Origin of the sequence: uncultured Salinicola sp. (assembly GCF_937921195.1) — a bacterium.
In the GTDB taxonomy this organism is placed as follows: domain Bacteria; phylum Pseudomonadota; class Gammaproteobacteria; order Pseudomonadales; family Halomonadaceae; genus Salinicola.
The window spans coordinates 1-10,729 of the sequence record NZ_CALFQK010000160.1; the positions used below are offsets into that span (position 1 = coordinate 1).

The 10,729-nt window shown below is 65.1% G+C and carries 12 protein-coding genes; 3 read left to right on the forward strand and 9 right to left on the reverse strand.

Going from position 1 to position 10,729, the window contains the following annotated elements; genetic code table 11:
* On the forward strand, positions 1-347 hold a 347-nt coding region (hisF, locus tag Q0602_RS18135; RefSeq protein ID WP_298846277.1), incomplete at its 5' end, for a HisA/HisF-related TIM barrel protein.
* Positions 348-444: 97 nt separating this feature from the next.
* Here the strand turns inward: hisF and Q0602_RS18140 are convergent.
* The 3 genes from Q0602_RS18140 to Q0602_RS18150 all read right to left on the reverse strand — a co-directional run bounded on the left by Q0602_RS18140 (position 445) and on the right by Q0602_RS18150 (position 2,241).
* Positions 445-1,221 carry a DUF3298 and DUF4163 domain-containing protein gene (locus tag Q0602_RS18140; protein WP_298846279.1) on the reverse strand — a complete coding sequence of 259 codons (777 nt, stop codon included), beginning with the start codon at positions 1,219-1,221 and terminating at the stop codon, positions 445-447.
* Between the two features lie 99 nt (positions 1,222-1,320).
* Positions 1,321-1,911, reverse strand: a complete 591-nt coding sequence (locus tag Q0602_RS18145) for a YjaG family protein (protein WP_298846281.1) — start codon at positions 1,909-1,911, stop codon at positions 1,321-1,323.
* Between the two features lie 27 nt (positions 1,912-1,938).
* Positions 1,939-2,241, reverse strand: a complete 303-nt coding sequence (locus Q0602_RS18150; RefSeq protein ID WP_298846283.1) for an MGMT family protein — start codon at positions 2,239-2,241, stop codon at positions 1,939-1,941.
* 59 nt (positions 2,242-2,300) lie between these two features.
* Between Q0602_RS18150 and Q0602_RS18155 the strand changes: the two genes are divergently transcribed.
* A complete protein-coding gene (locus Q0602_RS18155; RefSeq protein WP_298846285.1) occupies positions 2,301-2,972 on the forward strand; it encodes a type 1 glutamine amidotransferase in 672 nt (223 codons plus the stop codon).
* Positions 2,973-2,994: 22 nt separating this feature from the next.
* Here Q0602_RS18155 and mnmH read toward each other — a convergent pair whose 3' ends face one another.
* The 5 genes from mnmH to Q0602_RS18180 all read right to left on the reverse strand — a co-directional run bounded on the left by mnmH (position 2,995) and on the right by Q0602_RS18180 (position 8,442).
* Positions 2,995-4,083: a tRNA 2-selenouridine(34) synthase MnmH gene (mnmH, locus tag Q0602_RS18160; protein WP_298846287.1), complete on the reverse strand. Its 1,089-nt coding sequence runs from the start codon at positions 4,081-4,083 to the stop codon at positions 2,995-2,997.
* Complete coding sequence (gene selD, locus Q0602_RS18165) at positions 4,080-5,120, reverse strand: selenide, water dikinase SelD (protein WP_298846289.1); 1,041 nt, start codon at positions 5,118-5,120, stop codon at positions 4,080-4,082. The genes mnmH and selD overlap by 4 nt, the downstream gene beginning before the upstream one ends.
* Before the next feature lie 134 nt (positions 5,121-5,254).
* Complete coding sequence (gene radA, locus Q0602_RS18170) at positions 5,255-6,634, reverse strand: DNA repair protein RadA (protein ID WP_298846292.1); 1,380 nt, start codon at positions 6,632-6,634, stop codon at positions 5,255-5,257.
* A gap of 118 nt (positions 6,635-6,752) precedes the next feature.
* Entirely contained in the window at positions 6,753-7,217 is a 465-nt protein-coding gene (locus Q0602_RS18175) for a copper resistance protein NlpE N-terminal domain-containing protein (RefSeq protein WP_298846297.1), read from the reverse strand.
* A gap of 127 nt (positions 7,218-7,344) precedes the next feature.
* The gene (locus tag Q0602_RS18180) at positions 7,345-8,442 is read right to left on the reverse strand and encodes an alkene reductase (RefSeq protein ID WP_298846300.1); all 1,098 of its coding nucleotides are present in this window, start codon (positions 8,440-8,442) and stop codon (positions 7,345-7,347) included.
* A gap of 175 nt (positions 8,443-8,617) precedes the next feature.
* Here Q0602_RS18180 and hisC point away from each other — a divergent pair, with 175 nt between their 5' ends.
* Positions 8,618-9,676, forward strand: coding sequence for a histidinol-phosphate transaminase (gene hisC, locus Q0602_RS18185; protein ID WP_298846303.1), 1,059 nt, complete (start codon positions 8,618-8,620; stop codon positions 9,674-9,676).
* Positions 9,677-9,696: 20 nt separating this feature from the next.
* Here hisC and Q0602_RS18190 read toward each other — a convergent pair whose 3' ends face one another.
* On the reverse strand, positions 9,697-10,437 hold the full coding sequence (locus Q0602_RS18190) for an SDR family NAD(P)-dependent oxidoreductase (protein ID WP_298846306.1): 741 nt from the start codon (positions 10,435-10,437) through the stop codon (positions 9,697-9,699).
* Positions 10,438-10,729: the final 292 nt, after the last annotated feature.

Sequence of the window (10,729 nt, forward strand, 5' to 3'; positions counted from 1 at the left end):
GCTGGGAGATCTTCACCCATGGCGGCCGTCGCCCCACCGGACTGGATGCCGTCGAGTGGGCGTGCAAGATGGTCGAATACGGCGCTGGCGAACTGCTGCTCACCAGCATGGATCGCGATGGCACCAAGGTCGGTTTCGATCTCGGCGTGACCCGCGCGATCAGCGACGCGGTCGAGGTACCGGTGATCGCTTCCGGCGGTGTCGGCAACCTCGATCACCTGGTTGCCGGGGTCAAGGAAGGCGGCGCCGATGCGGTGCTTGCCGCCAGCATCTTCCACTTCGGTGAGTACACCATTCCCGACGCCAAGCGCTACATGGCCGAGCACGGGATCGAAATGCGACTCTGAGCGCTGTGAGCCTGCGCCTGAGCCGCGAGAGCGGATCGACGACAGCGCCGCGGCCCGATCGGGTCGCGGCGCTGTCGCATCGTCATCGCGGACGCTCTCAAGGCAGGTAGCGTGACCGGAAGATACCGTCGAGATCGGCATACGGGATGGTCAGCACCGGCTGGCCGACGGCATAGGGCGCCAGGTCGTAGACCTGATACTTGACTGCGACGGCATCCGCCAGCGGGGCGACATTGTCGGAGACGACGAACGGCCACTGGGATTCTGACAGTCCGTTAGCCTGATCGGTCTCCAGCCAGCGCCGGTGGGCCCGCTCCAGCGCGGCTTCGTAGGCCGGTCGCTTCCCCGGTTGCAGCATGTCGGCAAGATCGACGATCTGCTGCGTATCGCGCTCGATCACCATGTAGGAGGTCAACGGCAAGCCGTGGGCGCCGCCACTGTAGAGATAGCCGTCGAGTTCGATCACCAGCAGGTCATCGTGATCCGCCACCACGTCGGCCTTGAGATCGGCCTCGTAGCCCGGCAGCTGCGGCACGTCCTCGCGAGCGCGACGCGAAGCCGCGAAGACCTGGTCGGCAAAGGCTTCGAACGAGGTGGCCTGCCCCATGGCATTGCCGTCGGGGCTGTCGCTGAGCCCGCTCGCCAGCCCGAACAGCCGTCGCTCGAGTTCGGCGGAGAGCCGTGGTGACTCGGGGAAACGCAAGTAGGCCGCGTTGACGTTGGCGCAGCTCTCTTTCTCGCAACCGGGCTCGTGGGCGCTCTTCACCACCGCCTCGGTTCGCAGGGCGTCACCTCCCCAGCCGGTCAGGCTCTGGCAGCCCGACAGCATGACGGCCGCCAGGGTCAGGCCGCCAATCAACCAGCGCTTCTGCATGATGTTCCTCCATGAACGTTCGTGGGTCGGGGCGCCGAGTGGTCGTCAGCGTTATCCACACGCCTCAGCGTAGCCGTTTTACCCACAACCGGTAGCGGGTCAGTCGAGGCTCAGTCCAAGGTTGCTGACCCCCTGGTTGCGACCGAGCGCGCGCAGTGCCGAGAGATCCTCGAGCCTGGGGTCGGCCTCGAGCGCTTCGAGCACCGCATCCTGGAAATCACGCTCGTCCTGCATCAGGTCATGCTCACGAAACAGTGCATCGAGCCGTTCGGCGTCCTCGCTGCCCTCGGTCATTTCGATATAGGCGCGTACGCCGTTACGCGAGACGCGGCTCACCTCCAGCGCCGCTTCCGGTGCCTCGCCGCGCAGGGTATCGAGCAGCGTGGTCAGTGCCATGACCGCTTCCGTCGCCCGCCGCGCACCGAAGCTGTCATCGGTCTCCGGCGGCTCGATAGCGGCCAGCTTCTCGGCCTGCTTGTCGAAGTCGATCCTCGCCGCGGCGATCTTGAGCCGCTCCCACACCAGATCCAGCACGTTATGGAGCACGCTGGGGTTGCCCTGCCCGCTCACGACGGCGTAGAGCGCGTAGTTTGGCACCAGCCGCTCACTCAAGGCGGCCATGAACGCGATCCGCCGGCGCGCATCGAGCTGACGCAATCTGGCGTTGAAGCTACCCGAGGGCTTGGTCATGAACTCTCCATCATCCTGGCCACATCATCACTCTGGCCACATCAAATGCGTGGGTACGCGATCGCTGGCATCGAAGACGACACCCTCGGCGCGCAGTTTCTCGTGCTGGCGCTGGGCGCCGCCATGATCCGCGATTCGGCGGCTGGCCCCGATGACCCGATACCAGGGCAGGTCGTGCCCGGTCGGCAACTGTCGCATCGCCGTACCGACCATGCGCGCCGTGGCACCTTCCGTCATCCCGGCGATTCGACCATAGGTGGTAACGCGCCCCGGCGGGATCTGCGCCACGATGGTATAGATCTGTTCGAGAATCTGGGCACGGATGGCCATGGCTAACTGCTAACTCCCCGCTTGTGGCGTCGCCCGGTCGACCCCATCATGGACGTATCATGCATATCTATTTTCTCCAGCATAGTCCGTTGTTCGGCCCGGCCCGCATAGCGGACTGGCTCACCGGCCTGGGTCACAGCTACAACCACTGCCGGCTCGACGAGGGCGAACTGCCGCCGCCGCTGGCCAACTGCGACGCGCTCGTGGTGCTCGACGCTTTCTCGCCCCCGGCGGCGACGCTGCTCAAGCGAGAACGCAAGCTGGTGGAGCGCGCCCTCAAGAGCAACAAGCCGGTGTTTGGCATCGGCTTCGGTGCCGGCCTGATCGCCGAGGCGCTCGGCGCCATCGTATCGCCCGCGGTGCAGCCGGAAATCGGTTGGCAGCCGCTGACCCTGGCCGACGACAGCCCCTTCGATCTGCCGGAAACCTTCGAGGCACTGCTCTGGCATCGCGACATCTTCGGCCTGCCGGATGGCTGCCTGCCGCTGGGCAGCACGCCGGGCGGCCCGGTCCAGGGGTTCGCCTGGGATGCGGGTCGCGTCATCGCGCTGCAGTGCCACCTGGAATCGACGGCCCAGGGCACGGCGGATCTATGCGATCACGACCTGCCGGCGACCGCTGCCACGGCCTACGTCCAGACCCGTGACGAGATCCTGCGCGACCCGAAACGCTTCGATCGCCAGGCGGCGCTGCTGGATCGGGTCATGACCCAGTGGCTCGACGGTCGCTAGGGTCGAAACGAGGATTCCCGCGCTAGGCCGCGTACTGACGCTCCCACTGCCGGGCGACCGCCAGACAGCTGTCCCAGTCCCCGATGTGCAGCGTCGGTCGGGGCTGGTGCTCGATCTGATGGCGATACATCGGGTCGTAATATTCCCGCAGCAGCGGAGCCAGCCAGTCATCGTGCGCCTGCACGTTGCCGAGGCGCTGCGCCGAGAATGCCCGCTGCTGCGCCTCGATCAGTCGCGCCAGTCGCTCGCCCCCCAGGCGTTTGCCGAGACGTTTCAGTGCACTGGAGAGCTGCTTGCGAAACAGCACTTCGCCCAGTTGCGGCCCATAGTGGCGATGGTAGATCTCGCTGAGATCCTGGATGTAATCCTTGCGGATCTGTTCGAGGCGCCACTCCAGCGGCATCTCCACACGAATGCACGGCGCCGCTTTCATCGACTGCCAGAAGGTCGCCGGTATCGCCAGGCGCCCGATACGCTGCGACTCGTCCTCGACCACGCGGGCTCGTGGCAGGCGCATCAGGTCCAGCGTCAGACCGTGTTCGAAATCGATCTGCGAGGGGCCGGCCAGCGGATGCTGGCCGAAGGCCGAGCCCTTGTGACGTGCGTGACCTTCCAGGTCGACCCCCGAGTCCAGCGCGTTGATCAGTGCCGTCTTGGCACACCCTGTCAGGCCGGCGATCAGTAGCAGGGGAGCGTGGCTATGGGTTTCGAGCGCCTCGATCAGCCGATTGCGCATCGCCTTCCAACCGCCGCGAATTCGCGGCAGCGGGTGGCCTCGCTCGGCCAGCCACTGCTGTGAAATCTTCGAGCGCATGCCACCGCGGAAGCAGTAGATCACGCTATCCGGCGCCGATTCGATCGCCTGCTCCCAGGCGGCAAGACGCGACTCACGACGATCGCCCGATACCAGGTGGTTGCCCAGTTCCACCGCCGAGGCCTGACCGGCGTGCTTGTAACGGATCCCGACCTCGCGGCGCTCGTCGTCGTCCATCAGCGGCAGGTTGATCGCACCGGGCAAGGCACCGGCCGAGAACTCGATCGGCGCGCGCACATCGATCAGAGGCCGCTCCAGCAGCGCAAGGTCGGCGTCGACGAACTGATTGCCCTTCAACCGCGCACCTCGATCAGTCCAGCGCCGCCGCGGGGGGTGACGCACTCGCCGAAGGCCTCCAGCTTGAGCTGGTGCTGGCGCCCGATCCGTTCGACGTCGTCGGCCCAGGCCGGATCCACGGCCAGCAGCAGCCCGCCGGAGGTCTGCGGATCGCACAGCCACTGCCAGTGGGCGGCATCCATGTCCGGCAGCGCCTCGCCGATCGCCTCGCGATTGCGCCCCGTACCGCCCGGCACCGCACCCTGGCGCCGGTAGGCCTCGGCCTCGGCAAGCCTCGGCAGCTTGGCGAAGTCGATTCGCGCCTCGACGCCGCTGGCCGCGCACACCTCGCTCAGGTGACCCGCCAGGCCGAAGCCGGTGACATCGGTCATGGCATGCACGCCCTGGACCTTGGCCAGCTCCTTGCCGATATCGTTGGCGACCAGCATGGTCTCCCGCGCCAGACCGTGATGACCGGCCTGCAGCCTGCCCTGCTTTTCGGCCGTCGTCAGCAGTCCCACGCCCAGCGGCTTGGTCAGGTAGAGCAGATCGCCGGGCTTGGCACCGCTGTTGAGCTTGAGGTTGTCGAGATCGACCAGGCCGTTGACCGCGAGCCCGAAGATCGGTTCCGGCGCATCGATGGAGTGTCCGCCCGCCAGGGCGACGCCCAGTTCACGGCAGACCGCCTGAGCGCCGGACATGACGTCACCGGCGACTTCCGCCGGCAGCTTGTCCAGTGGCCAGCCAAGGATACCCAGCGCCATGATCGGCGTCCCCCCCATGGCGTAGACGTCGCTGATGGCGTTGGTCGCCGCAATGCGGCCGAAGTCGAACGGATCGTCGACGATCGGCATGAAGAAATCGGTGGTGGAGATCAGCCCGCGGCCGTCACCGAGATCGTAGACGGCGGCATCCTCGCGCCCCTGGTTGCCGACGATCAGGTTCTTGCTGTTGGCGCCCGGCCCCGCCTTGGCGAGAATACGGTCGAGTACGTCAGGGGCGATCTTGCAGCCGCAGCCGGCCCCATGGCTGTACTGCGTCAGGCGAATGGCACTCATCTCTGGCTCCTCGTCCCGTTCCTGGAGATATCGATCCTGGCAATCAGTTTAACCGACCCGGCGACGCGACTCAGCGCCGACGACCGGATCGCACCCTGTCGACCGCTTGGCGGCAGCGGCTACGGCCCGCCCGCTCACAGCGCCTCCAGCGCCTCGGCCAACTTGTCGACCGCCACCACCTGCATGCCGGCGGGCGCTTTCTTGGGCGCGTTGCCGCGCGGCACGATGGCCCGCGTGAAACCATGCTTGGCGGCCTCGACGATGCGTTCCTGGCCACTGGGTACCGGCCTGATCTCCCCGGAGAGGCCGACCTCGCCAAACACCACCAGCTCCCGCGGCAGCGGCCGGTTCTGGAGACTGGAGACCACGGCCAGCAACACCGCCAGATCGGCACTGGTCTCCAGCACCTTGACCCCGCCGACGACGTTGAGAAAGACATCCTGGTCGCCGGTGAACAGCCCACCGTGCTTGTGCAGCACGGCGAGCAGCATCGCCAGGCGATTGTGGTCGAGCCCCACCGCCACCCGGCGCGGATTGCCCAGCGCGGATTCGTCGAGCAGCGCCTGCACCTCGACCAGGATCGGACGGGTGCCTTCCCACACCACCATTACCAGACTGCCGGAGGCCAGCTCCTCGCTCCTCGACAGGAAGATCGCGCTAGGATTCTTGACCTCTTTGAGACCGAGCTCGACCATCGCGAACACGCCGAGCTCGTTGATCGCGCCGAAGCGGTTCTTCTGTCCGCGCAGGGTGCGAAAACGCGAGTCGCTGCCACCCTCGAGCAGCAGCGAGGCATCGATCATGTGCTCGAGCACCTTGGGCCCGGCCAGGGTGCCATCCTTGGTCACGTGGCCGACCAGCAGCAGCACGGTATTGCTCTGCTTGGCGAAGCGCGTCAGCGCCGCCGCCGACTCCCGGACCTGGGCCACGCCGCCGGGCGCCGAGCCGATATCCTCCAGGTGCGTGGTCTGGATGGAGTCGATGATCAACACCTCGGGCCGCTCTCGCTCCGCCACGGCCAGCAGCGTCTCGATGCTGGTCTCGGCGAGCATCTTGAGCCCCTGGGTCGGCAGTTGCAGACGGTGGGCCCGCATCGCCACCTGCGACAGCGACTCTTCGCCGGTCACGTAGAGAACGCGCTTGCTCTGGGCCAGGCGGCAGGCCGTCTGCAGCAGCAGGGTGGACTTGCCGGCGCCGGGATGGCCGCCCAGCAACACCGCCGAGCCGGGCACCAGCCCGCCGCCGAGTACCCGGTCGAACTCCTCGAACGTGGAGCTGAAACGGGGTACCTCGGTCAGGTCTACGCCAGAGAGATCGACGACTTCCCGCGACAGCGCACCGGTATAGCCGCCACGAGCGCCGCTGCTACCGGGAGTCGAGGCGCCGGGGCGGGCACCGCCGATGCGAATCTCGGTCAGCGTGTTCCATTCACGGCAGTTGCTGCACTGGCCTTGCCATTTGCTGTATTCCGCACCGCATTCAGTGCAGACGAAGGCGCTCTTCGCTTTTGCCACGCGCGGGGTCTCCGTCAGGCCGGGTAGAGGGTCGCAAGATGCGTATGGTGCCACAAATGGCCAGCCCACAACGACGAGAGGCGGCCCGTGGCCGCCTCTACGATCGTCAGCGTCTTGCCTACTGGCGAGTCAGGCGCAACATCTGGCCGTTCTCGAAGCGACGACGCTGGGGGTCGATCAGTTCCAGCGTGCGGTCATCGATCTTCTGGAAATAGTAGATCTGGCCTTCGCCGTTCGGCGTCAGCTCGTAGACCGTGGCCTGCGGGTCGACCGCGGTACCCGTCATCGTCTCCCACTGACCTTCGTACTGCTCGGGGTCCGGATTCTGCGGGTGATTCACGTAGTCGGCTTCGAGCGTAAAGGTGCGCTGTGACGCCGGCGAGGATTCGGAACCGTTGAGGTTGACGGTCAGGTCGATGCCATCGCAGCTACGGCAAGGCAGCGTGCCTTCGTAGGTGACGGCACTCGACGACGCGCCGGCAGAGGAATCGGCGGTGCCGGGCTGAGTCTGAGATCCTCCGCTGGCACAACCGGCCAGTACGGCTACCGTGGCGGCGCTGGCCAGCAACGTCCTGATCTGCATATTGGTTCTCCTTACACTTCTGGGCCATACAGGCCGCCTTGGCGGCCACGTGACTACAGGATAGCGGTAAGTCTCACGCATGACATCCCATTCAACCGAGAGCGTCAGACTGCCACGCGAGAGCGCTTCAATCCATTACTGGATAGTCGGTATAGCCTTCCGCGCCACCGCCATAGAAAGTCTCCGGATTCGGCTCGTTGAGGGCTGCATCACGCCGGAACCGCTCGACCAGATCCGGATTGGCGATGTAGGGGCGGCCGAAAGCGGCGGCGTCGCCCAGCCCTTTGTCGATCAAGGCCTCCGCGCGTTCGGCCGTGTAGTGCCCGCAGTAGATCAGCGTACCGCTGAAGCGCTCGCGCAAGTCGCGGCGGAAATCGTCGGTCAGTTGCGGACCTTCGCCGGTCCAGTCGGGCTCATTGACGTGCAGATAGGCGATTTGGCGACGGCTCAGTTCGCTGGCCAGATAGCGCATCATCGCCTCGGGTTCGTCATCCGACAGGCCGAAGATTTCGATGAACGGCGACAGGCGCACACCGACGCGCCCGGCGCCCATGACCTCGTTCACGGCATCGACGACTTCCAGCAGCAGACGGGCGCGGTTGACCACGCTGCCGCCATAGCGGTCATTGCGCTGATTGCTGCCGGTGGCGAGAAATTGCTGCAGCAGGTAGGCATTGGCGGCATGGACCTCCACCAGATCGAAGCCGGCCCGCTGGGCGCGCTTGGCAGCCTGACGGTAATCGTCGATGACACCGGGGATTTCGTCGAGCGCCAGCGCCCGCGGGGTACTGGTCGGATGCTGGCCCGAGCTGCCGTCCTCGAACTCGACGAAGCAGTTGGCCCCCTCGGCGCGCAGGGCACTGGGGGCGACCGGCGCCTGGCCATCCGGCTGCACCATCTCGTGGGAGATGCGTCCGACATGCCAGAGCTGAAGCGCGATCTTGCCACCGGCATCGTGCACGGCGTCGACGACCTGACGCCATCCGGTTTCCTGGGCATCGGTCCAGATCCCCGGGGTATAGACGTAGCCACGCGCCGTGGGAGAGATGTTGGTTGCTTCACTGATGATCAGCCCGGCACCGGCCCGCTGCGCATAATATTCCGCCTGCAATGCCCCCGGCACGCTGTCCGGGGTTCTGGCGCGCGTCAGCGGTGCCATCAGCACCCGGTTGGAGAGCTCGATGTCGCCGACGGTGATGGGCGAGAGTAGCTTTTCGTAGGACATGGTCTTCCTTGATGCGCTGTTGAACGATGTCCGTTAGGTGAGGCCGTTAGAGCACTAATCAACCCTGCCAGGCACATTCGATGGCCGCGGCTTGCGCCGTTTCAGGCCAGAGGTCACTATGAGTGCAGACCCGCCACGCTTAACAGGCACCGTAGAAAACGTCCCGCGAGAGATCATGAGTCAATTCTGGAGTCCCGCCGTTCGCGCCCTGACCCCCTACGTACCGGGCGAGCAACCGCGCGAAAGACTGATCAAGCTCAATACCAACGAGAACCCTTATCCGCCGTCCCCGACCGTCGAGCGGGTACTGCAGGCGTTCGCGGTGGACCACCTTCGTCGCTACCCAGATCCCGAGTCACTGGCGCTGCGACAGGCTTTGGCGAAGACCCATGGCGTCGAGCCGGAACAGGTGTTCGTCGGCAATGGTTCCGACGAGGTGCTGGCGCTGGCATTCCAGGCGTTCTTCTGTCAGCCGAAGCCACTGCTGATGCCGGCCATCAGCTACAGCTTCTATCCGGTCTACTGCAAGCTCTACGATATTCACTACCGTACCGTAGCGCTGGACGACCGCTGGCAGATCGCCCTGGAGGCCTTCGATTCCGACAATGGCGGTGTGGTGTTCGCCAACCCTAACGCGCCGACCGGCCATGGGCACCCCCGTCAGGCTGTCGCGCAGCTGCTGGAGCGCATCACCGACAGCGTGGTGCTGGTCGACGAGGCTTATGTCGATTTCGGCGGCGAGAGCGTCGTACCGCTGATCGCGGACCATCCCAACCTGCTGGTCACCGGAACCCTGTCGAAAGGACGCAGCCTGGCCGGCTTGCGTGTGGGCTATGCCATCGGCTCGCGTGAGCTGATCGAGGGACTGGAGCGGGTCAAGAACTCCTTCAACTCCTACCCGATCGATATGCTGGCCAGCGACGTCGCCATTGCCTCGCTGCAGGACGAGTCGCACTTCAAGGCATGCTGCGAACGGGTCATGGCCACCCGCGAGTGGACACGCCAGCAGCTCGAGACGATGGCGTTCGAGGTCCTGCCATCACAGACCAACTTCCTGTTCGTGCGTCACCCCAAGCACAGTGGGGCAAGCCTGTTCAGCGGTCTGCGCGAGCGCGGCATCCTGGTCCGCCATTTCAACAAGGATGGCCTCAGCGACTTCCTGCGTATCTCGATCGGCACCGACGACGAGATGAACAGTCTGATCGAAGCCCTGCAGGTCATGCAGTCGGCGTGATGGCCACAAGGCCGGTACCGTCAAAACGGTATCGGCTTTCCTGCCCAATCCCAGAAACTGCCGCTCTCATCAGGGCGGCGGTCTTCCATCACTGCGAGCAATCGCTCCGCCACGAAATCTGGCGTGAAAAGCTTGCCCTCCGGAACCCTGCTCTGAAAAGGTTGGGATAGGCCGGTGTCGGTCGTTCCCGGATGCAGGCTGAGTACGATCGCCTGACGATTGTAGCGTGCCAGTTCGACAACGGCCGTGCGCAGGAACATGTTGTGCGCCGCCTTGCTGGCCCGATAGCCGTACCACCCGCCCAGTTCGTTATCGCCGATCGATCCCACCCTGGCCGAGAGGCTGGCAATGATGGCGGGATGGCGGCCCTTGAGGGAGTTGACCAGCGTCTGGATCAGCAGAACCGGCGTGATGGCGTTGACGTGAAATAGCGTGGACAACGTCTCGGCATCCAGATCCTCGAGCCGCTTTTCCGGCGAGATCGCACGCCGCTCGTCATGCAACAGGCCAATGGCATTGAACAGCAGGTGGATGGGGTCGCCATTCACTCTGTCCCCCAGCAGCCTGCGCCCCTGTTCGGTCGTGACATCGACTTTCAGATTCTCGACTCTGGAATCCTCATGCTCGGGATCACGCCGGGAAACCGCGATGACACGCCCCGGGCGTTCGCTCTCTAGCAGACGATTAACCATGGCCTGACCGATTCCACCGCCGGCACCGGTAACGACCGCGGTAAACTGATCGGGAAGATAATCCAGCATATCGACCTCTCATGCGTGCCATGCCCGATCAATACACTAGCTCATGCGGCGCGGAGAGGAACGTTTCAGGCCGTTGAGCCGACCCTTTGAACCTAGACATGGACGCCGCTGCAGAGCTATCTCATGGATCGCAGCCCGCAGCCCGCAGCCCGCAGCCCGCAGCCCGCAGCCCGCAGCGATCGTGTGCCGGACAAAGAAAAACCCCAGCTTCTCTCGAAGCTGGGGTTTGGGATAGAAGCCTGACGATGACCTACTCTCACATGGGGAGACCCCACACTACCATCGGCGCTAA